Genomic DNA, 22,239 nt, shown 5'->3' on the forward strand with positions numbered 1-22,239 from the left:
ATAATTGAGGAGGATTTATGAGGAAATTATGTCCGAAGTAAAAAATATAATCGACCGGAATAGAGAAGCAATGATAATTCCCGACGGCATAGCCGTAATCGGGAAGGATTATAAAATTATCGTTTATAATGAAGCCGCTTCTAGAATAACAGGTTATGAAGAGAATGAAATTATCGGTCAAGAATTTAAAATCCTCTTTGCGAATTCGGATACCGATAAGAAATTTATAACCGAGGCGATTTCTGAGAACAGAACATTTACAAATCTATCTGTCACCATCACTCACAAAAACGGGAGTACAAAAAATCTACTTACCTCCATTACTCCAATTGTAAAAGAAGGAAAAGTTTTGAGTGCCGTCTTTGTATTCAGGGATACAAGAGAGATGCTCACGCTTACTTCCGAACTGGAATCGAGAACCGACGAGTTGATTGACCAGAAGAATAAACTGGACGCAATATTCAACAGCAATATTGAAGGGACTTTTACAATAGATCACGACTGGAATGTAACCTCATTCAATCTCTCTGCTGAAAAGATAACGGGATACAAACGGTCGGAAGCAATAGGAAAGAAATGCTGGGAAATATTCAGCTCGTCATTATGCCGCAACGGATGCCACATGGAAGAAACGATGATAAAAGGAAAATCAACTATCGGCAACGAACTGGAAATAATTAACAAGAACGGGCGAAAAATTCCGATCAGGGTAAACTCTGCAATTCTGATTAACAACAAAAAGGAGAAGATCGGCGCGGTTGAAACATTTATTGATATCTCGGAAATAAAAAATCTTTCCCAGCACCTTACAGAAAAATACAGCTACGAAAAGATCGTCGGTAAAAGTAAAGAACTGAGAAGTGTAATCGACACTCTCGAAAGTGTTTCGCAGACGAACAGCACGGTTCTGATTACTGGTGAAAGCGGTGTCGGAAAGGAACTTGCTGCGCGAGCAGTACACTTGAACAGTTCGAGAAAGTCGGGACCTTTTATTACTGTGAACTGCAGCGCTTTTGTAGAGACACTTATAGAGAGTGAATTATTTGGTCATGAAAAAGGGGCATTCACAGGCGCGGTAAAGACAAAGATCGGACGGTTCGAGCTTTCGCAGGGCGGGACCCTGTTCCTCGATGAGATCGGTGATCTTTCTACAACGGTTCAGACAAAACTGCTCAGGGTTCTTGAAACAGGCGAGTTTGAAAGAGTTGGAGGGAATAAAACTCTTAAAATGGAGACCAGAATAATTGCGGCCACCAACAAATGTCTGACAGACGAAATTACAGCGGGTCGTTTCAGAGAAGATCTCTTTTACAGAATTAATGTAATCAATATTCACCTCCCCCCATTAAGAGAAAGGATGGATGATTTCCCTCTTCTCGTAAATCATTTTATAGATACTTTCAATCTCCATTTCGGCAAAAAGATTAAAGGTTTCTCACCGGATGCGTACGACGTACTTATGGAATACCGCTGGCCGGGTAATATACGTGAGCTTGAAAATGTGATTGAACACTGTTTCGTTCTGTGCCGCGGAGAGATGATTCAAATTGAAGACCTTCCGAAAAGAATTAAAAATTCAGGCTCCGACATTTCGAATCATACCGGAGCTTATAAGGTAAAAGATCTTAAGGATGCCGAGAGAGAATTAATACTCTCCGCACTGAATAGGAATAAATGGAATAAGAGTAAAACCGCAGTGGAATTAAAAATTGATTCTTCCACACTCTGGCGGAAAATGAAAAGGTATAATATCAGCGATAAATAAATACCCCTTCACCCATATAATTACAAGCAAACATCGGGGGATTTTACTGTTCCCTCTTCAACTTTTCCGAAATATTTTTTCTGAAACCAGAGTGCCACATTTACAAGTGCAATCAGTACCGGTACTTCAACCAAAGGACCAATTACAGCGGCAAACGCCTCCCCGCTGTTTATACCGAACACCGCAATAGCAACTGCAATTGCCAGCTCGAAGTTATTGCTTGCGGCTGTAAATGAAAGTGTTGCCGTTTTTGAATAATCCGCACCGATCTTTTTTCCCATATAGAAGGATACAAGAAACATTATAACAAAGTAGAGAAGAAGGGGAATGGCAATTCTTACGACATCAAGTGGAATCTTTACAATGTATTCTCCTTTGAGAGAGAACATGACAACTATAGTGAATAGCAATGCAATCAATGTTATCGGAGAAATCTTAGGGATGAATTTCTTCTCGTACCATTCTTTACTCTTCAGTTTCAGCATTACAAAACGCGTTATCATTCCGGCTATGAACGGAATACCGAGATAGATGAATACCGATTCTGCTATCTGTCCAATTGTTATGTCGACAGCGAATGTCTGAAGTCCGAGCCACGAAGGGAAAACCGTTAAAAATACATAAGCGTACACTGAGAAGAATAGAACCTGAAATATCGAGTTGAATGCAACGAGTCCCGCTGCGTACTCCGTATCACCTTTTGCCAGTTCATTCCAGACTATTACCATAGCAATGCATCTCGCGAGACCGATCATAATCAGTCCGGCCATATATTCGGGATAATCTGGGAGAAAGACTACGGCAAGAACAAACATAAGAACCGGTCCGATAACCCAGTTCTGAATAAGCGATAGTGAAAGTATTTTAACGTTTCTGAAAACATCTCCCAGTTCTTCATATTTTACCTTGGCAAGCGGAGGATACATCATCAATATTAATCCGATTGCAATCGGGATGTTCGTTGTTCCGCTCTGGAATGAATTCCAGAAATCGACTATTCCGGGAAACAAATAACCTGAAAAAACTCCAATGAACATTGCAAGAAAGATCCAGAGAGTTAAATAACGGTCGAGAAACGAAAGCTTTTTTGCCAATCCGCTCATTCAAATCCCCCGGGTTGTTCTAAAAGATTCTTTTCGTAGAAATGAAAGAAATCTCTCCTTATCTGATCTCTGACAGATCTAAATACTTCAAGCACTTCCTCGTCGCTGCCGGCAGCTTCAGCAGGATCTTGGAAACCGATATGCACTCGTTTACCAACTTTGCCTGTAAAAACCGGACAGCTTTCTTTTGCGTTGTCGCAAACAGTAATTACAAAATCGAATGAGTCGCTTATAAACCGGTCAGAATGTTTCGGAAAGTTCTCGCTCAGATCAATACCAACTTCACGCATTACCACAATTGCTTTAGGATGAACTTGAGCCGAGGGTTTTGTCCCGGCAGAGAAGACTTCCAGATTATTATCGAACGATTTCAGGAATCCTTCTGCCATCTGACTGCGGCAGCTGTTTCCTGTACATAGAATTAAGACTCTCTTTTTCAATAGATACCCTTTCAATAAAAATGTTGTAAGGATAATTAATAGAATCCCCGGCTGAGTACCGGGGAATTTGTGAAATCATATTTTATAAGAGGAAACAGTAATACTGAAAATTCCGGTTCTGTTTTCCTTAAATGATTTTATTTCATCCGGCGACAGGTATTCCTCGACCACTTCGTCCGGCAATTCGATTACTTTTGTTTTATTAATTACAGTGTTATTAAAACCGGCCTCTTGAATTATTTTAAGATACTCGTCCTGCTGAACGGCTCCCGCCACGCAGCCGGCGTACATCTCCGCCGATTTCTTCAGGCTGGCCGGTAATTCCCCTTTAATAACAATATCCGAAACACAAAAATGTCCGCCCGGTTTCAGGATCCTGAAAATTTCTGAAAAAGCTTTCTTCTTATCCGGCACAAGATTTAATACGCAGTTGCTTACGACAACATCGGCAGATGAATCCTCGACGGGCATAGCTTCAATTTCGCCGAGCCTGAATTCAACATTCTTATAGCCGAGTTTCAAATTATTTCTATTCGCTTTCTCGATCATCTCTTCTGTAAAGTCGATTCCGATTACTTTCCCCATATCTCCGACAATTGCGCGGGCAATGAATACGTCATTCCCTGCGCCGCTTCCGAGATCCAAAACCGTATCTCCTTCTTTAATTCCTGCAAACTCGGTTGGAAGTCCGCATCCCAGTCCGAGATCTGCATCGGCTACGTAGCCGTCGAGATTAGTATAATCATCCTGCATAACAGTATATCCGACAATTTTATTCGAAGTGCCGCATCCGCAGCCGCAACCCGGCTGCGATTTTTTAGCTATAGCACCGTATTTTTCTTTAACAACTTCTTTTATTTCTTTTTCGTTCTGCATGATACTGCCCCCTTTTTAGTTAGTTGTGAAAATGTTTTTTCAATTTCCGATTTGGCTTTAGAAAGGTTGTCCGGATTAACACAATAGCAGACTTTCGGCCCGTCAATATCACCCTGAATGAGTCCAACGCGTTTCAGTTCTTTAAGATGCTGCGAGACAGTTGCCTGCGCGAGAGGAAGGAGGTCAACAATTTCCCCGCACATGCAGACATCCATCTCGGTAAGAATTTTCATGATACGAAGCCGTGCCGGATGGGATAATGCTTTGGCAACGTCCGACAGGTAGATTTCGTCTGGTGTAAATTCCCCGGTTTTAGGTTTTGCCATTATTTCCTCTTATCGTTCATCGTAAATATACGATAAAGAAAATCTGATTTGCAACTTTTATTTAAAACTTTAAACCCTCCGCTGTTGTTATATGTCTTAAAGCATATAAACGTTAGAAATGAAATCTATGAAAGGAAAGCAATGGTAATTCGGAACAAAATGAAATTATTTTTATTAATAACGCTGTTTTTTATCTCTTATCCCCTTTTTTCTCAACAGAACCGTGAGAATCAGAATTTTAAGATTTCCGGAACCGTAATCGACCTTAATTCTTCCGCACCTCTTGAGTTCACGAATATTGTACTTTTCAGCTCAACAGATTCTACACAGGTAAGCGGAACTGTTACAGGCAGGAACGGAATTTTTGAACTCAATAATATTAAAAGTGGAAATTATTTTATACGCATCAGCTTTATAGGGTATGATAATTATACGGCGGATATTAAACTTTCGAATAATATAGATCTCGGGAAAATATATCTCGCGCCTGAATCGATCGGTATAAATGATGTTGTTGTAAGCGGCGAACGCGCTCCAATTTCATACGAAATTGACAGAAAGGTTATAAACGTCGGGGAGAATTTCTCGGCCTCTTCAGGAACCGCGGTGGATATTCTGGAAAATGTTCCGTCGGTAACAGTTGATATCGAAGGTAATGTAAGTTTGAGAGGGAGCTCTAATTTTAAGGTACTTATAGACGGCCGCCCATCGATACTTGATCCCGCAGATGCTCTGCAGCAGATTCCCGCAAGTTCGATTGAGAATATTGAGATTATCACAAATCCATCAGCGAAATACGATCCGGAAGGAACATCCGGTATTATCAATGTGATTTTGAAGAAGAGCAAGAACCAGGGGATTAGCGGTGTGTTTGAATTAAACGGAGGATTAAAAGATAAATACGGCGGAGAAGCGATCACCGACTATAAAGGGGAATCTTTCCAGGCGAATCTTGGCTTAAATTATAACAACCGCAACTTCGGCGGTACCCAGACTGAAAGGAGATGGACCAACGACGGATCGAAAACTTCTTATTACAATTCCGACGGCATTTCCTCGCGGGGAATGGAAAACTTCGGTATCCGGGGCTCGGTTTCATTAGACCTCGGCGAGCGCAGAACACTTCTTCTCGGAAGCCGGTACGGAACCAGGTCCCATTTCGGAAATTCATCACTTGATTATACCGAATGGAATTCTCTTAACACTTCTCAATTAAATCTCTTGAATAATTCCCTTGATGAAAGATCAGGAACCAATTTTACAATCTTTGCCAATTATAATCATCCCTTCGAAAGAAAGGGACACCAGTTAACAGCAGAGATCGATTACCGTTCCGGTACCTCCAATGAAGAAAATATTTACCGGTTATTGAACGGTACCGATATTCTAAACGGGCAGATAAATCTGGAGGAAGGACCCGGCAAAGAACTGGAAGCAAAAATTGATTATACTTTACCGTTTGAAAGCGATGCGCGTTTTGAAGCAGGTATCGACAGTGAACTTGAGTTCGACGTTGAGAGAACAGGAATGCTCAATTTCGATTCAGCATCCGGCAGTTTTATAAGAGATCCTCTTTTCGATAAAGATGTTTCTTACAACAAACAGGAAATCGCGATCTATTCGATGTACTCCGATAAACTCGGAAAGTTCGGCTACCAGATTGGTTTCAGGACAGAGCATACCGGACGTCAAATTGAATTGAACAATCAGAATCAGAGCTTCACGATTGATAAATGGGATTATTTCCCTTCAGCCCATATTTCATACGAGATAGCCCCAGGTCATCAGATGATGACAAGTTATACGAAAAGAATAAACCGCCCGCGCGGCTGGGAACTTGAACCGTTCGAAACATGGACAGACGCATACAGCGTCCGGGTCGGAAATCCGGCCTTGCTTCCCGAGTATATTGATTCTTATGAATTCGGTTATCAGACATTGTTGGGCAAAAGTGTTCTTTCTGCCGAAGCATATTACAGGATAACAAACAACAGGATTGAGAGAATTCAATCGGTTTACTCCGATAAAGTTACACGCCAGTCAGTCGACAACATCGGACAAGATTACGCACTAGGAACAGAATTGTTCTTCAATTTTGATCCGGTAAACAAATGGAATGTTAATCTGATGGCAAATCTTTATGATTACAGAATAGAAGGACTTCTCTACGGAGAAAGTTTTTCCAGAAAGAGCTTCAACTGGAATATCAGATTCAACAACACTATAAAAATCGGCGAATCAACCCAGATTCAATTCAATGCAAATTATAACAGTCCTTCTGTATCGGCTCAGGGTAAAAGAGAGGGATTTGTTTATGCAAATATCGCGGTCAGGCAGGAACTGCTGGATAATATGTTAACAGCAACACTGCAGGTAAGAGATCTCTTTGGAACAGCAAAGTATGAATATACTAATCAATCATTCGATTTTTACAACTACCGCTATTCCCATATGGAATCCCCGGTTGTTATGCTAAACCTCCGATTCAATTTCAACAATTATAAATCGAGAGATAGAGAAAACCGGAATGACGATATGCCGGGAGCCGGAGAGGAATTTTAGTAAAGACCGATTCAAATATTCAATTGAAATGCCGGTCATATCCGGCATTTTCATTTTAAATTAACCTACTTTAAAAATCACCTTATTTTTTTTGAAACCGTCTCGGCAAATTCATAACTTAGAATCAAAAGAAAGACCTTCTATTTGATTTACATACAATTAACTAACAGATCAAAAACTCTCCACATAAGGGGGCTTATGAGAAAGCTATTTTTTTCAATTTTGTTTCTATTATCGTTTGCGGCAAATATCAATGCCCAGATTGATGCTAGAATGCTTCAATATCCCGACGTTTCCAAAACCCACATCGCATTTTCATATGCAGGGGATCTTTGGACGGTTCCAAAGGAAGGAGGAACAGCAACAAAGTTGAGTTCTCCTAATGGTCAGGAGATCTTTCCTAAATTTTCTCCGGACGGTTCAAAAATTGCTTTCACCGGTAATTACGACGGGAACGGTGATGTTTATGTAATTCCAACAACCGGAGGTGTGCCTGTTCGAGTTACAAACCACGGTATGCTCGATAGAATCATCGACTGGTATCCGGACGGTAAAAATATTTTATACACATCTTCAAAGCACAGCGGCAAGCAGCGTTTCAGCCAGTTCTACAAAGTGTCTGCCACGGGAGGGTTGCCGGAAGTTCTTCCGATACCTTACGGTGAACATGCATCGTTATCGCCGGACGGCAAGCAGATTGTATACACAAACAAGACTGAATCCTTCCGTACCTGGAAACGTTACCGCGGCGGCGATGCTGCAGATATCTGGCTTTTTGATCTTGAGAAACTTTCTGTCGATTATATTATTGTGAATCCTGCCGGTGATGAACTACCGATGTGGAGCGGCAGAAAAATTTATTTCCTTTCCGACAGAGGCCCGGAAATCAGGATGAATATCTGGTCTTACAACCTCGACAGCAAAGAATTAAAACAGGTAACAAAATTCACCGAATTCGACATTCATTTCCCTTCGCTCGGTCCTTCCGAGATCGTATTTGAAGCCGGAGGAAAACTCTATCTTCTCAATCTATCCGACGAAAAATACCGTGAGGTAAAAGTTAACGTTGTTACAGATGCAATTACACTTATGCCTAGAACAGAAAAAGTCTCCGGTATGATTCAGAGTTTATCTCTTTCGCCGGACGGCAAAAGAGCAATGATCGAAGCCCGCGGAGAAGTATTCAATGTACCGGCTGAAAACGGCGCAGTCTTAAACTTTACAAAATCGCCGGGAGTTGCAGAGCGTTATCCCGCATGGTCGCCCGATGGAAAGTATGTTGCGTACTGGAGTGATAAATCCGGTGAGTATGAATTGACAATCCGTGATATGGAAAAACCCGCTGAGGAGAAGAAGTTAACATCATACGGTGAGGGCTACAGGTACAACTTGTACTGGTCTCCAAACAGCAAGATGATTGCTTTCGTTGATAAGGCGATGGATATTAAAATCTACGATATGGAGAAGGATAAAACTTATAATGTTGATAAAGGGAAATACTGGTATCATGGAAATCTCTCGGGGTTCAAACCGAGCTGGTCTTCCGACAGCAGATGGCTTGCTTATGAAAATGATTTAGAAAACAGGGGAAGCGCAATTTTTATTTACGACACTAAAGAACAGAAATTGATTCAGGCAACTTCCGGATTCTACAGCGACAGTGAACCGGTTTTCGATCCCGACGGAAAATATCTTTATTTTCTTACAAGCAGAAATTTTGCCCCGGTCTACAGCAATTTTGATAACTCATTTGCATATGTTAATTCTACCAATCTGGCTCTGGTTACATTAACAGAGGATATTATTTCCCCCCTCGCTCCGAAGAACGACACAACTGCGGTTAAGAAAGAGGATGTAAAGAAGGAGGAAAATAAAGATGCTAAGAAGCCTGAAGAAAAGAAGGATGCTTCAAAAGACGTTAAGATTACATTCGATAATTTTGAAAACAGAATTGTAATACTGCCAACAACTCCCGGAAACTTTGCGCGACTTGCCGCCGTATCCGGTAAATTGATTTTCCACAGAAATCCGAACAGCGGCAGTTCCGAAAGAAACAGACCTTTATTCTTTTATGATATTGCAAAACGCGAAGAGAAAAAAATTACTGACGATGTTGACTTTTTTAGTGTTTCCGCCGACGGTAAGAAATTAGCAGTTTATAAATCAGGCACTTTCGCGGTGATCGACGTTGCAGAAAATCAGAAGCTTGACAAAAAGATGCCGACAGCAATGATGGAAATGACTGTTGATCCAAAACTTGAGTGGAAGCAGATATTCAATGATGTTTGGCGGCTGGTAAGAGATCTCTTTTATGATGAGAACATGCACGGTGTTGACTGGAAAGAAATGGGTGACAGATACGGTAAACTGGTCGATTACTGCGTAACCCGCTGGGATCTCAATTACATTCTTGGTGAATTGATTTCCGAATTGAACGCATCGCATACATACCGTGGCGGCGGTGATACCGACGAAGCTGAATTCAGAAACGTAGGATATCTCGGTATCGATTGGGAAATAGCTAACGGCGCATACAGAATTAAGAAAATAATCAACGGTGCTTCCTGGGACAGCGAAGAACGTTCACCGCTATCAATGCCGGGTCTTAAAGTAAAGGCCGGGGATTATATCCTTGCTGTAAACGGAGAACCGCTTAATACCAATGTAGCGCCGTGGGGTGCTTTCGAAGGACTTGCAAACAAACCGGTTGAACTAACAATTAACAACAAACCTTCCCTGGACGGTTCCTGGAAAATACTGGTTCAAACCATGTCGAATGAAACACGCCTGCGCAACCTTGAATGGATTGAACAGAATAGAAAATATGTAGAAGAAAAAACAAACGGCAGAGTCGGTTACATTTATGTTCCGTCTACCGGGGTTGGCGACGGTCAATACGAACTGGTAAGAATGTTCTACGCACAATTCAACAAGGAAGCTTTAATAATTGACGAGAGATTCAACAACGGCGGACAGATTCCCGACCGGTTCATAGAACTTCTGAACAGGAAACCGTTAGCATACTGGGCAGTTCGGGACGGTGAAAACTGGCAATGGCCTCCGGTTGCTCACTTCGGTCCTAAAGTAATGCTGATTAACGGATGGAGCGGTTCAGGCGGCGATGCTTTCCCGGATTATTTCCGTAAAGCAGGACTCGGTCCGATTATAGGTACAAGAACATGGGGAGGATTAATCGGAATAACGGGTGCGCCGGCTCTTATTGACGGCGGAAGTTTATCTGTTCCAACTTTCAGGATGTACGATCCGGACGGTAAATGGTTTAAAGAAGGTCACGGTGTTGATCCTGATATTGAAGTAATTGATGATCCGTCTAAACTTGCAAGAGGAGTTGATCCTCAACTTGAAAGAGCTGTTCAGGAAATATTAAAAGCGCTTGAAAAGAATCCTTATAAAGAGCCGAAACAACCGGCTTATGAGAAACGATAAAAAGGCATGCCTTCGGAGAGAGTATCAAAGTTGGCATGTCTGAAAAACGGAAGCTCTGCTTGAATGCTAAAGCGGCGGACTTAGCTGGACGCCGCTGCTTCCGCTAATTACCAAAAATATTTTTCAACCACTTCCCCCAAAAACCTTCCGGTTCTTCCTGCTTTCTACCGCGGTTGAATTTTGAATAATTTTCTTTTGTTAAAATTGAAACCGGACCTTCATATATACCGCCATCCACAAAACCATCGTAAACCCTGATGGCAATGGTATTCATCTCGCCGAATTTTAAAATACCGGTAGGAATTTTATAAGCTCGCAAGAGCTGCCATTCTACCCGGTTATGCATCCAGTATGGTATATCGTTTATCGGGCCGGTCGATCCGATCAACCTTCCGTTTATAAATGACTGATCGAAATCATCTATTTTCCCGGCAACCAGAATTAATTCTTTTCCTTTAAAGCGGTCCGGTACATAAAACTTAAGCCGGTACCACGCATATCCGTCGTAATCCTCCTCACCTTGATACTCCCAATATCCGGGTACAGCGATATTTCTCCAGTTCTGATCATTATAATTCGTTTCTTTCCATTTAGGATTGTCGCCCGTCGAGAATTTCCAGAGACCTGCAAGATTCACGTCCCAGTTAAGCATCTCATAAATTCCGCAATCCCCTTCCAGAATTCCTCCTGATAATTCTGCGTCGTAAACTCGTACAGAAATTATATTTTCCTTATCGAACCTGATCAGGTTTTCAGGAATCGTATATTTCCGCCAGGCGTTATACGCTGTGGAATAATCGGGCGGGAACGATCCCGAAAGACCAATCAGCTCGCCGTTGAAATAGACCTGATCAACATCATCAATTCTGCCAAGCTCCAGACTTAGACTTTTCCCTTTTAATCCGGAAGGAATTACAACACTTCTGCGGTACCATGCATGTCCGTTATATCCGTGAAATCCCTGGTCCTCCCATGAGGAGGGGACTTTTATTGATTCCCAGGATTTGTCGTTGAAACTTGTTTTCATCCAGTCAGCGTTATCACCGATCGAAAATTTCCATCGTCCGTTCAGATCAATCAACTTTTTTGATGACTGAGGAAAAATTATTCCGGCTGACAGAAGAAGAATAACTATTAATGTTTGAAAAACTTTGGTATTTAAAATTCTATTCTTCATCATTTTATTTTAGCCGAAATCTATAAAAGGAACCTGATTTAAAAGTCACACTGCTGTTATTAATTGTAAAAAATTGTCACGGCTTTCAGAACAGCTTTATTTCAGCAATAAAATCCCTGTTTAGTTTATTTTTTGAAAACTCCGCATAAATCGCATTACACATATGGCGGACACGTTCATTCCTGTCTGTCTTTGCAATTTTGAATACAGCTTCGATGCCTCTTTCATCGCCTATCAGATATAATGAAAGCGCAATAAGAACCTTGCAGTTGGAATCTTTTGCTGAATTCAATTCACTTATCAGAGCCGGAACCGCTTCCTTAACACGGTATTTGCCTGCGAAGTAAACAGAACTTTTCATCAGACCCAGATTATCAGATTTGATGCCGTGAATAAGATTCGCAACAGCCGCATTTTTATCTCTGCACTTTAACTCATTCTGTAAATCCGCATAAGTTGAATTAGTTAAGATTGCCATGGTAAAGAGAATCAACATTCCCTTTTTAACGAAGTTGATTTTTGTGTGTTTCATTTTGAACCCCCTTAAGCTTTAGTGAACTTATTTCTTGCTTTCTCTGGTATATTAGATGGAGGTTTTAAATATGAAGTTGTCATGCGCGGGTAATGAATTGTAAAAAGATGTCACAGGCAAAAATGCTGATTAAACTTTTTATCCCGAGATCAATTTGTAACCTATTCCGTGTACAGTAAGAATTATTTTGGGATGATCCGGATCCGATTCGATCTTCTGCCTGAGACGTAAAATGAAATTATCGATTGTTCTAGTAGTGGTAGCTTCCTGTTTCCAAACATCCTTCAGGAGTGAATCCCGGCTTACGGTCTTGTTCCTGTGCTGATAAAGATATTCAAGTACTTCGAATTCCTTGTGGGACATAGGAATTTCAGTACCGTTCTCAAAAGCGTTGAAAGTTTTAAAACGGAGTTCGAGCCGGCCGATCTTAACAGATTCACCTGCCGGAGACTGACCGCTGCGCCTCAGAATTGCTTTGATCCTGGCAATAAGTTCGCGCAGACTGAATGGCTTTGTAATGTAATCATCTGCACCGAGTTCTAGACCGAGCACTTTATCGATTTCCTCACCTTTAGCCGTAAGCAGAATAATTGGCGTCTTCGAGCCCGATTCCCGCACTTTTCTGCAAACATCGAAACCCGACATTTTCGGAAGCATTACATCAAGAAGCACAAGGTCATACGGAGTATTTAAAATTTTATTCAGGCCAGCTTCGCCATCTGATACGGAATCGATCTGATAACCTTCGAACTCCAGGTTATCTGTCAGTCCCATCCGCATAGCCGGTTCGTCTTCAACAATTAAAATTTTCGGCATACCTACTCCTGTTTATTGAGAGGAATAAGGAGCCGGAAAAGACTCCCCTCCCCGGGTTGGCTTTCAATTTCTATTCTCCCCTTATGAGCCTCCATAATATGCTTGACGAGCGATAATCCTAGTCCGGTCCCTTTTGTATCGTGAACTAATCCCTTTGAGGCCCGGTAAAATTTTTCGAAGATTTTAACCTGTTCTTCTTTTGCAATCCCAATTCCCTTATCTTCAACCTCAATAAGAGCAGAATCATTATTTATTTGAAGTCTTAGAGTAACCGATTTAATTTCCCCGCTGTATTTAACGGCGTTATCGATCAGATTAATTACCGCTTCTGAAAGAGCTTCTTCATCTCCATTAATTAAAACCTGACAATCCGGCTGACTGAATAAAAAATCAAATCCTTTATTAGAAAGATGAAATTTATAAGTATCATAAATTTTTTGAAGAAGGTCGTTCAGCACAAAGTTTTTGAAATGATAATATCTTTTACCGGCTTCTATCTGTGAAAAGCTTAGTATCTTATTTACAATATTGCTTAGCCGGCCGGCTTCGCGGCTGATGATTCCGTAATACTCGTTTTTCTTTTCCTCGGATTTTACCCTTCCGAGTTCGAGCGTTTCAGAAAACATACTGATCAAGGCAAGGGGTGTCCGGAGTTCATGGGAGACATTGGAAACAAAATCCGATTTGATCTGCGCAAGTTCAACTTCTTTTTTAATATTCCTGTACGCATACCAGACGGCAATTAACATCAGAAATGCGAAGCCGAGAAATATTATAAGGTTGGTTGAAGTCCTGCTCTTCACCAGATCAGTTACGGTTTCCCCTTTAAGCTCTATTCCAATCTGGAAACCTGGGATAAGCCAGAGATTTTTTTTGAGCATACTTTCATTCGGATTGAATCGGGCGGTCTGATAAACTATTCTTCCGCTTACAGAGTCCGATATATTCACAATAAACTGGTCTCTTGCAACGCTCTGAACCTTTGGCGAAAGTGTTTTTTGCACGAAGAGATCCTTATCAATTGAGATAAAGCAAAACTTGCCGCCGGAGAGGACAAATAGAAAATGGAGAAGGTTACCGGAATCAGGAATAACCGGTTCGATTTTTTTGAAATCGGATTCGCTGTACCTGAAGAGTCTTAGTAAAATATCTTTACTGCTTTGGGCCATTCCAACATAAAAGTCATTCTTGTTTTTCAATACAACCCCGTTCTCTTCAAACGCAGCATAGAATTGATTACGGTAAAGTGTGTCGGAGACAAATATAGATTTCACCGATTCCGATTCCCTGAATAGACTTTCCAGGTCCTTTTCAAGGTTTTTTTCGTTCAAATTATTTTCGAGGATAGAAGAAATCCTTAACGTCCAGCTTCTAACCATATCGTCAGAATATTGATTAACCGAAAAGAGGATCGATTGGAGCTGATTATTGTATATTTCCTCTATCAATTCTTCATCATTGCTAAGAGAGGTAATTTCACGAAATGTAAAAAATAAAATTGGAAGGAGTAGAACAATTAATAGAATTAGAATAATTTTTTTTTTAGGTTTGTTCATATCAGAGCAGAAATTCGAGATCAATTTTGTCTTTTGCAGAAGCAAAATATCAAAATTCCGGAATAAAAACCCTTTCAATCTCAATCCCCTCTTTTACGGGATCATAAACTTATTTCACAATAAATAATCGGGGTAAGCATGAAAATAACACGTCTATTTTTCCTCCTTATTGTAGCTTCATCAATTCTACTTTACGCTCAAAAGGAAAAGGAACAGGTTAAGAAAGAGAAGGATTTTCTATCCTCATCAACATTTTCGGGACTGAAATGGCGGGGAATAGGGCCCGCTTTTACAAGCGGTAGAATAGCCGACTTTGCAGTGAATCCTAAAAATCACAGTGAATATTATGTAGCTGTTGCAAGCGGACACGTCTGGAAAACAACTAATGCTGGTACAACCTGGATGGCTGTTACAGATACGCTTCCTTATTCGATTGGAGTTGTTGTAATGGACCCTAATAATTCGAATGTAGTATGGGTCGGCACCGGCGAAAATAATCACCAGCGCGCCTTGGGTTGGGGAAACGGAGTTTACAAGACAATCGACGGCGGTAAATCCTGGAAAAATATGGGATTGAAAGATTCGAGGCAGGTCGGCGGAATTATTATCGACCCTCGCAATTCTAATGTTGTTTATGTTGCTGCGGAAGGATCTGTATGGGGTCCGGGCGGCGAACGCGGATTATATAAAACAACCGACGGAGGAAAGACATGGACCAAAGTACTGAACATCAGTGAAAACACCGGGATTAATAATGTAATCTTTGATCCGCGAAATCCAGACGTTATTTATGCAACATCCGAACAGAGAAGAAGGCACATATTCACCAAGATCGGCGGAGGGCCCGAAAGCGCGGTTTATAAATCCTACGATGCCGGCGCAACCTGGGAAAAGATAATGAGCGGATTACCGCGCGTAGATATCGGCGGTATGGGAATTGCAATTTCTCCTGTTAATCCGGATGTCCTTTACCTTATAGTACAGGCAGCGGAAAACGGAAGCGGATTTTACCGTTCCACAAACCGCGGTGCTTCCTGGGAGAAAATGAGCGACCATCATGAATCCGGTCAGTACTATAACGAAATCTATTGCGACCCGAAAGACGTTGATAAAGTCTATTCGATGGAAACTGTTTCGCATGTCACAGTGGATGCCGGTAGAACATGGAAAGCCCTGAGCAACAATAACCGTCACGTTGACGATCATGCTATCTGGATTAATCCTGACGATACGGATAATTTCCTGATCGGCGGTGACGGCGGAATTTATGAAACGTGGGACGGCGGTGAAACATACGACTTCAAAGAAAATCTGCCTGTAACACAATTTTATAGAGTTAACGTAGACAACGATCTTCCCTTCTATAATGTATACGGCGGGACACAGGATAACAACAGTTTCGGCGGACCTTCGCAGACCATCAAGGCTGACGGAATTGTAAACGACGACTGGACCGTTACAAACGGAGGTGACGGATTCTGGACCGCAATCGATCCGAATAATCCCGATATAGTTTATGCTGAATCCCAATACGGCGGAATGGTTCGTTACGACCGCAAAAGCGGTGAAGCAGTCAGTATCCGTCCCGAACCCGGTAAAGGTGAGAAAACTTACAAATGGTACTGGGATACTCCACTTATAATCAGCCCCCATTCGCCAACTAGATTGTATTGTGCGGCCGAGCGTGTATTCAGAAGCGACGACCGAGGAGACAGCTGGCAGGTTATAAGCGACGATCTTTCAACTCAGACAGACCGCAACACTTTTCCTGTAATGGGAAAATACTGGAGTTATGATGCCGTTGCTAAAGATGTGAGCACTTCGCTCTTCGGGCTGATTGTATCGTTCGCTGAATCACCGGTTAAGGAGAATCTTCTTTATGCAGGAACTGACGATGGACTCGTACAGGTTTCTGAAGATGCAAAAACTTGGCGTAAAGTTGAAATACCCGGTGTTCCGAAATTTACTCTTGTAAGCGATATACTACCGGACCGTTTCAATGAAAATGTGGTTTATGCTTCTTTCAACAATCATAAGCGCGACGACTTCAAACCATATATTTTCAAAAGTATGGATAAAGGAAAGACCTGGAAATCGATCGCAGCAAATCTTCCTGTCGACGGCCCGGTTAATACTATTGAACAGGATTTCGTAAATCCCAATCTCCTTTTTGTGGGAACGGAGTGGTCGTTTTTCTTCAGTCTGGACGGCGGCGAGAAATGGATTGAATTGAAGAACGGATTACCGAAAGTAAAAGTATGCGACATAGTTCTTCATCAGCGTGAAAATGATATTATCATTGCTACATTCGGAAGAGGGTTTTATATACTGGATAACTTTACTCCGATCCGTCTCGCATCGAAAGAGACCTTCGCAAAGGAATCTCACATATTCCCCGTTAAAGATGCGTTGACATATGTTCAGATGGGAGGACGTTACGGTCAGGGCTCAACCTATTTCAAATCGCCCAATCCAGAATTTGGCGCAACAATTACTTATTTCATAAAAGAAGTTCCTAAAACATTAAAAGCCGAAAGAAAAGAGAAAGAGCGGGAATTATTCAAAGACGGTAAACCGATTCCCCAGCCTTCATTCGATGATATAAGAGCAGAACAGGAAGAGAAAGCTCCATATTTAATCTTCACAATAAAAGATGAAAGCGGAATGGTTGTTAAAAAAATAACCCGTTCTGCTTCGTCAGGATTGAACCGGATATTATGGGATCTCCGATATGAAAGCACTGCACCGGTTATGGCAAGCAACAACAAGTTTGAACCGGTTGGAAGACAGAACAGCGGGATATTTGCAATGCCCGGCAAATACAGAGTTGAAATGTCGATGGTTTACAGAGGAGAGGAAAAGAAACTCGCCGGTCAGGCAGATTTTAATGTTGTAGTTCTGAACAATACAACTCTGCCCGCGGCAAACAGAGCCGAACTGTCTGCATTCCAGAAGAAGGGTGCTGAACTCGTAAGAACTGTAATGGGTGCACAAAGATTTACAAATGAACTTGCAAATAAGGTTGAAACGATACGCCAGACGATTAACAACACACCGGGCGCAACATTCGATCTTATGAAGAAAGCGAACGCGATCGCAAAAGATCTTGATGACATTCAATTCAAATTCAGCGGACCTCCGGTTGCGGCAAGCGCCGAAGAGACACCTCCGCGTGAAGTAACGCTCAACCAGAGACTTAGAACTATGATCGGGTCACAGATGCGTTCAACATCGAATGTAACTGAGAAGCAGAAAGTTGCATACGAAGTTCTTTACGAAGAGATTCAGCCGGTTCTTCAGCAGCTAAAGAAAATCAGCGAGGTTGATATTAAATCGATTGAATCTGAGCTTGAAAAAGCAGGAGCGCCGTGGACTCCCGGAAGAACTCCTGAATTGAATTAAATAAGCTCTACTCCTTTCCGGTTTATAAAAAAACCCTCTTCAATTATTTGGAGAGGGTTTTTTTGTTCTGCCTTGGATAATGTAAATTGTATCATATTACTATATTATTTTAAATTAGTGACAGCAATAGTTTTACCGGATAATTCAACAGGGCGGGCAATATTTACTACAACAGCATTTTTGTTTATTATACTAATGGGCAGGTTTTAAACTTCTGAAAACAAATAATGTCTAACTGACATTAAAACACATGAAAAAAATTACATAATGAAATCAGAAACATGAAACGATTTTTAATTCTCACTTTTTTAACAATTATTTGTTTAGCCTCCTGCAACGAAAATATTAATGAAGCGGAGTTTAATCCTTCACCTGCCGGAAACAAGTTAATCAATCCTCCACTAAACGATTTAGAAGCAAATTACTGGAGGAGTTATCGGGGAGGACTTTATCCAAATGGAGTAAACACCAGACCAATTAATCATAACAATGCCGGTGTACAGTTAGCTATGGAAGTAAAACCTCTCGACGCCAGCGGGAATTACGATCCAGTAAACGGGAAAATCGTATGGCTCTCTGTTGGAATGTCTAATACTACACAAGAAACACAGGCATTTATTCCGATGGCAGAAACACTATCAAATAGAAATTCTTATTTGGTTCTAGTTGATGGAGCACAGGGTAACTGGGACATAGATATGATTAATAATCCGGAAGCAGCATTCTGGCTGAATATTAACACTCGTCTTTTAGAGAAAGGGTTGACCTCATATCAGGTTCAGGCAATTTGGTTTAAACAGGCCGACAGGAATTTCCCGGATACAAGCTTTGCCGGTTATCTGTCCAATTTCAAGAGTAAATTAAAAACATCATTAGTTCTTTTAAGGGAAAAGTTTCCCAACGCAAAATTGTGTTATCTATCGAGTAGAATCTACGGTGGTTATCAGACCGGCATAGGCTCAAATCCCGAACCCTTTGCTTACTATACCGGATGGGCTGTAAAATCTCTCATTGAGGATCAAATAAACGGAAGCCCTGATTTGGCGTATTCCGGTAGCGGCGCTAGGGTACCCTGGTTATCATGGGGTCCTTACATCTGGGCAAATGGTGCTGAGGCGAGACAGGATGGCCTGAAGTGGATCTGGCCCGACGATTACCAGCCGGACGGTATTCATCCTTCAATTACAGGGAGACGTAAGGTTGCTGAAAAGTTACTCCAGTTCTTCTCTGCAGATCCAACCTCTACACAATGGTTCCTTAATTAAACGAAAAAAATCGGCAAAAATATGAATACTAAATAAGCATTCATTGATGATTATGTTTTTTATTATAATGCGGCTTAGGTAATTTCTGAATACTGTTATAATTAAACAGTGACATAATAGAAAGGTATAATATGGTTTCAAAAAATAAACTAGTTCCTCACCTCTGGTTCAATAAAGAGGCAAGGGAAGCAGCGGAATATTATGCTTCATTATTCCGGAATTCAGAAGTAACAAATATTACAACAATTTCAGGGACACCTTCGGGTGAAGTTGATATTGTAGGTTTCAAAATATGGGATGTAGAGTTTACGGCAATCAGCGCCGGACCGTTATTCAAGATCAATCCTTCAATTTCATTTTTCGTTTATTGCGGTTCCGGAAATGAAATTGATCGGCTTTATAAAAGTCTTTCGGAGAACGGAACTGTATTAATGCCTCTCGACAAATATCCCTGGAGCAGTAAATACGCATGGGTTCAGGATAAATTTGGTGTCTCCTGGCAGCTTGATATAGACGATATAAATTCCGGTCAGAAGATTGTTCCAGCAATACTTTTTGTAAATGAAAAAGCCGGAAAATTAAAAGAGGCTGTTGAACATTACACTACGATCTTCCCTGATTCAAAAATCATGATGGAATCGCCCTGGGATAAATCCTCCGGCCTGCCAGAGGGATCCCTTCTCTTTACCCAATTCAAACTAAACGGTTATATATTCAATGCAATGAGCGGCGGTACTCCGAAACACGAGTTCGATTTTAATGAGGCGGTTTCATTTATGGCCTACTGCAATGATCAGCAAGAGATCGATTATTACTGGGAGAAATTATCTGCCGGAGGAACCGAACAACCTTGCGGGTGGGTGAAGGATAAATTCGGTGTGTCCTGGCAGGTAGTTCCCGTAGAAATGATGACAATGATGCATACTGAAAATAAAGAGAGGCTGGAAAGATTAACCAAATCGATGCTTAAAATGGGAAAACTCGACCGGGAAGAACTGATAAGCGCATTTTACGGAAAATGAGTCTGTGCGGAACGGGAGATTATTTTCCCGTTCCGTCTATTCAATATTAGTGTAGATCCTTTCAAGCTCATTGCCGAGCTCTTGCAGATTAACAAACCTTGCTTTCCTGATATACTCCCTGCCATAAAAGTAAAACAAAATAGTTGGAACGGTAAAAACATTTTTTTGGGCTGCAAGCTCTTTGGCGTGCGCAATATTTATGTACACGAATACTATCCCGGGAAATTTTTTTTCCAGAAAATCGATGAGTTTTGGTTTGAGGACCTTGCACACATTGCAGTCGGGTGTGCTCATATAAAAGGCTACTGCATTATTTGTTTTAATAATTTCTTCGAATTCCGCGAGTGTGGTTATTTCAGTCTGCATTGTCAGCCGGTCAGTTCTCCAGAATTGCAAGACAATCACCCTGGATCAGGCAAATTTTTTCCCTGCCGATGAAAGCGGACTTACCGCTTAAAGAATCCGCATCAATAATTAAATCCATTGCGGACACCCTATTAATATCCGCTACTATCAGCATTGAGTTGGTTTTCGTCCTGTTAAACTTTTCAATTATTTCTTCATCGCAGAATAATTCCGCAAAATATTTCTCTTTACAATCCGTATTTATTCTTGCTTTAAGGTAGTTGCCATTTCCTTTTTTAATTATTCCGATAACCGTGGTATCGAGAATAACGGATTTGTGCAGCTGTTTTTCAAGAGCCTTGCAGTCGAACGGTTCGGCATCATACTTGGCAGATAATAAACTTACCGACTCAGCTTTATTACTCTCTATTCTTTCAAGCGAAGAAAATTCGTCCTCGTCCCGGGTGCAATTGGAAAGTGAAATAAAGGAGAACAGAACGTATGAAACGAAAAGTAATTTGGGGATAAACTTAAACATCATATCAGCAACTTCGCATTTAATTATTCAGATACAACTAGTTTCTCGATTCACACCGTCTGCCGGTAGAACTTCCTTTGAAATAAACATCATGATGAATGATCCGTAACAACAAGCCACTTCCCTTTAATTTTTCTATAGAGAAGAGTGAAATGGCCTTCAACCGACCTGTCGATGTAATCGAGTTTCCATTTACCAATCATGAATGCAGAATCAGTGCTTATTCCTTCAAGCGATATTACGCTGAAAGTAAGTTTGCCCATTGCTTCCTTATCGGGATAACCTTTCCTGTAATTTTCCAGAGTAGCTTTCCATCCGTACTGAACACCCCGTTTTCCTATAAAGCGGAGTGAATCGGATTTCCAGTATCCATCCATATATTTCTCAAGATTCCCTTCGTTCCATGCAAATCTCTGAACCTCAAGTGATTCCAATATTGCATTTCTGTCATCACCAGAAATATTCTGCGCGGTTAAAGTTCCGAAAGAGATAATTAAGAGAATTATCAGTCTATTCATTGCTGCTCGTTTATTTTAAAACGGACCCTCAACACTCCGTCGTTATAATCAGTCGATACAATTCTGAATTCCCCTATCACACCGGTTGATTGAACATGCGGACCGCTGCAAAGGCACTTATCGTAATCGCCAATGCTGATCACGCGGAGGTTATCACCCGCGTCGTCGGGTAGACGGTTCAGCTTAAAATATTTTTCAGCTTCCTCTCTTTGCATAAAATCTTCTACAACCGGCAGATCAAGTTTTATTTTTTCATTAACAATATTTTCAATTCTTTTAATCTCATCGGGTGTCAAATTCCGGTCGAAATGATAATCGCATTTAGATTTCTTCTTTTCGACATGGGCACTGAAACATCTTCCGCGATTAAACATCTGATCCATCGTTCCGTTTAGAAGATGTTCTGCCGTGTGCATCGGCGGATAATACGATTTCGGATTCTCGTTGTATTCCATTTACACTATTACTCTTATTTTTTTCTTGATCTTGCTCTTGATCTTACTCTCGATCCTGCCCTTGATCATAATCAGGAGCAGGATAAAGAGACAA

At 41.2% G+C, this 22,239-nt stretch carries 18 protein-coding genes; 6 read left to right on the forward strand and 12 right to left on the reverse strand.

Going from position 1 to position 22,239, the window contains the following annotated elements:
• Positions 1-28 precede the first annotated feature (28 nt).
• Positions 29-1,765 (forward strand): sigma 54-interacting transcriptional regulator, encoded by a 1,737-nt coding sequence (locus PLZ15_03330; GenBank protein HOI28768.1) that lies wholly within the window; start codon positions 29-31, stop codon positions 1,763-1,765.
• 20 nt (positions 1,766-1,785) lie between these two features.
• Here the strand turns inward: PLZ15_03330 and arsB are convergent, their stop codons facing one another.
• The 4 genes from arsB to PLZ15_03350 all read right to left on the reverse strand — a co-directional run bounded on the left by arsB (position 1,786) and on the right by PLZ15_03350 (position 4,510).
• Positions 1,786-2,868 (reverse strand): ACR3 family arsenite efflux transporter, encoded by a 1,083-nt coding sequence (gene arsB / locus PLZ15_03335; protein HOI28769.1) that lies wholly within the window; start codon positions 2,866-2,868, stop codon positions 1,786-1,788.
• Positions 2,865-3,308, reverse strand: coding sequence for an arsenate reductase ArsC (locus PLZ15_03340; protein ID HOI28770.1), 444 nt, complete (start codon positions 3,306-3,308; stop codon positions 2,865-2,867). The genes arsB and PLZ15_03340 overlap by 4 nt, the downstream gene beginning before the upstream one ends.
• A 75-nt stretch (positions 3,309-3,383) precedes the next feature.
• Positions 3,384-4,184, reverse strand: a complete 801-nt coding sequence (locus PLZ15_03345) for an arsenite methyltransferase (GenBank protein HOI28771.1) — start codon at positions 4,182-4,184, stop codon at positions 3,384-3,386.
• Positions 4,163-4,510, reverse strand: coding sequence for a metalloregulator ArsR/SmtB family transcription factor (locus PLZ15_03350; GenBank protein ID HOI28772.1), 348 nt, complete (start codon positions 4,508-4,510; stop codon positions 4,163-4,165). Before PLZ15_03350 ends, PLZ15_03345 begins: the two co-directional genes overlap by 22 nt.
• Positions 4,511-4,669: 159 nt before the next feature.
• Between PLZ15_03350 and PLZ15_03355 the strand changes: the two genes are divergently transcribed.
• Together PLZ15_03355 and PLZ15_03360 are read left to right on the forward strand one after the other, a co-directional pair.
• Entirely contained in the window at positions 4,670-7,072 is a 2,403-nt protein-coding gene (locus tag PLZ15_03355) for an outer membrane beta-barrel family protein (GenBank protein HOI28773.1), read from the forward strand.
• A 198-nt stretch (positions 7,073-7,270) separates the two neighbouring features.
• Positions 7,271-10,519 carry a PDZ domain-containing protein gene (locus PLZ15_03360; protein HOI28774.1) on the forward strand — a complete coding sequence of 1,083 codons (3,249 nt, stop codon included), beginning with the start codon at positions 7,271-7,273 and terminating at the stop codon, positions 10,517-10,519.
• Positions 10,520-10,622: 103 nt separating this feature from the next.
• On the opposite strand, the gene PLZ15_03365 is transcribed toward PLZ15_03360, so the two are convergent.
• The 4 genes from PLZ15_03365 to PLZ15_03380 all read right to left on the reverse strand — a co-directional run bounded on the left by PLZ15_03365 (position 10,623) and on the right by PLZ15_03380 (position 14,678).
• Positions 10,623-11,699 carry a hypothetical protein gene (locus PLZ15_03365; GenBank protein HOI28775.1) on the reverse strand — a complete coding sequence of 359 codons (1,077 nt, stop codon included), beginning with the start codon at positions 11,697-11,699 and terminating at the stop codon, positions 10,623-10,625.
• An 82-nt stretch (positions 11,700-11,781) separates the two neighbouring features.
• Complete coding sequence (locus tag PLZ15_03370) at positions 11,782-12,228, reverse strand: HEAT repeat domain-containing protein (protein HOI28776.1); 447 nt, start codon at positions 12,226-12,228, stop codon at positions 11,782-11,784.
• 138 nt (positions 12,229-12,366) lie between these two features.
• Entirely contained in the window at positions 12,367-13,044 is a 678-nt protein-coding gene (locus PLZ15_03375) for a response regulator transcription factor (GenBank protein HOI28777.1), read from the reverse strand.
• A 2-nt stretch (positions 13,045-13,046) separates the two neighbouring features.
• Positions 13,047-14,678, reverse strand: a complete 1,632-nt coding sequence (locus PLZ15_03380) for an ATP-binding protein (GenBank protein HOI28778.1) — start codon at positions 14,676-14,678, stop codon at positions 13,047-13,049.
• Positions 14,679-14,738: 60 nt separating this feature from the next.
• On the opposite strand from PLZ15_03380, the gene PLZ15_03385 reads away from it, so the two are divergent.
• The 3 genes from PLZ15_03385 to PLZ15_03395 all read left to right on the forward strand — a co-directional run bounded on the left by PLZ15_03385 (position 14,739) and on the right by PLZ15_03395 (position 20,289).
• A complete protein-coding gene (locus tag PLZ15_03385) occupies positions 14,739-18,002 on the forward strand; it encodes a glycosyl hydrolase (protein ID HOI28779.1) in 3,264 nt (1,087 codons plus the stop codon).
• Between the two features lie 281 nt (positions 18,003-18,283).
• Positions 18,284-19,267 (forward strand): hypothetical protein, encoded by a 984-nt coding sequence (locus PLZ15_03390; GenBank protein ID HOI28780.1) that lies wholly within the window; start codon positions 18,284-18,286, stop codon positions 19,265-19,267.
• A 131-nt stretch (positions 19,268-19,398) separates the two neighbouring features.
• The gene (locus PLZ15_03395; protein ID HOI28781.1) at positions 19,399-20,289 is read left to right on the forward strand and encodes a VOC family protein; all 891 of its coding nucleotides are present in this window, start codon (positions 19,399-19,401) and stop codon (positions 20,287-20,289) included.
• Between the two features lie 36 nt (positions 20,290-20,325).
• On the opposite strand, the gene PLZ15_03400 is transcribed toward PLZ15_03395, so the two are convergent.
• From PLZ15_03400 to PLZ15_03415, 4 genes are all read right to left on the reverse strand, one after another.
• A complete protein-coding gene (locus PLZ15_03400; GenBank protein ID HOI28782.1) occupies positions 20,326-20,655 on the reverse strand; it encodes a thioredoxin family protein in 330 nt (109 codons plus the stop codon).
• Positions 20,656-20,665: 10 nt separating this feature from the next.
• Complete coding sequence (locus PLZ15_03405; protein HOI28783.1) at positions 20,666-21,175, reverse strand: hypothetical protein; 510 nt, start codon at positions 21,173-21,175, stop codon at positions 20,666-20,668.
• Positions 21,176-21,261: 86 nt separating this feature from the next.
• On the reverse strand, positions 21,262-21,690 hold the full coding sequence (locus tag PLZ15_03410) for a hypothetical protein (GenBank protein HOI28784.1): 429 nt from the start codon (positions 21,688-21,690) through the stop codon (positions 21,262-21,264).
• Positions 21,687-22,145 carry a hypothetical protein gene (locus tag PLZ15_03415; protein ID HOI28785.1) on the reverse strand — a complete coding sequence of 153 codons (459 nt, stop codon included), beginning with the start codon at positions 22,143-22,145 and terminating at the stop codon, positions 21,687-21,689. Before PLZ15_03415 ends, PLZ15_03410 begins: the two co-directional genes overlap by 4 nt.
• Between the last annotated feature and the right edge of the window lie 94 nt (positions 22,146-22,239).

Source organism: Melioribacteraceae bacterium (genome assembly GCA_035362835.1).
GTDB lineage: Bacteria > Bacteroidota > Ignavibacteria > Ignavibacteriales > Melioribacteraceae > DSXH01.

Coding starts and splice junctions, on each gene's coding strand:
- PLZ15_03330 (HOI28768.1), top strand. CDS start 29: ATGTCCGAAGTAAAAAATATAATCGACCGGAATAGAGAAGCAATGATA.
- arsB (HOI28769.1), bottom strand. CDS start 2,868: ATGAGCGGATTGGCAAAAAAGCTTTCGTTTCTCGACCGTTATTTAACT.
- PLZ15_03345 (HOI28771.1), bottom strand. CDS start 4,184: ATGCAGAACGAAAAAGAAATAAAAGAAGTTGTTAAAGAAAAATACGGT.
- PLZ15_03350 (HOI28772.1), bottom strand. CDS start 4,510: ATGGCAAAACCTAAAACCGGGGAATTTACACCAGACGAAATCTACCTG.
- PLZ15_03355 (HOI28773.1), top strand. CDS start 4,670: ATGAAATTATTTTTATTAATAACGCTGTTTTTTATCTCTTATCCCCTT.
- PLZ15_03360 (HOI28774.1), top strand. CDS start 7,271: ATGAGAAAGCTATTTTTTTCAATTTTGTTTCTATTATCGTTTGCGGCA.
- PLZ15_03365 (HOI28775.1), bottom strand. CDS start 11,699: ATGATGAAGAATAGAATTTTAAATACCAAAGTTTTTCAAACATTAATA.
- PLZ15_03370 (HOI28776.1), bottom strand. CDS start 12,228: ATGAAACACACAAAAATCAACTTCGTTAAAAAGGGAATGTTGATTCTC.
- PLZ15_03375 (HOI28777.1), bottom strand. CDS start 13,044: ATGCCGAAAATTTTAATTGTTGAAGACGAACCGGCTATGCGGATGGGA.
- PLZ15_03385 (HOI28779.1), top strand. CDS start 14,739: ATGAAAATAACACGTCTATTTTTCCTCCTTATTGTAGCTTCATCAATT.
- PLZ15_03390 (HOI28780.1), top strand. CDS start 18,284: ATGAAACGATTTTTAATTCTCACTTTTTTAACAATTATTTGTTTAGCC.
- PLZ15_03395 (HOI28781.1), top strand. CDS start 19,399: ATGGTTTCAAAAAATAAACTAGTTCCTCACCTCTGGTTCAATAAAGAG.
- PLZ15_03400 (HOI28782.1), bottom strand. CDS start 20,655: ATGCAGACTGAAATAACCACACTCGCGGAATTCGAAGAAATTATTAAA.
- PLZ15_03405 (HOI28783.1), bottom strand. CDS start 21,175: ATGATGTTTAAGTTTATCCCCAAATTACTTTTCGTTTCATACGTTCTG.
- PLZ15_03410 (HOI28784.1), bottom strand. CDS start 21,690: ATGAATAGACTGATAATTCTCTTAATTATCTCTTTCGGAACTTTAACC.
- PLZ15_03415 (HOI28785.1), bottom strand. CDS start 22,145: ATGGAATACAACGAGAATCCGAAATCGTATTATCCGCCGATGCACACG.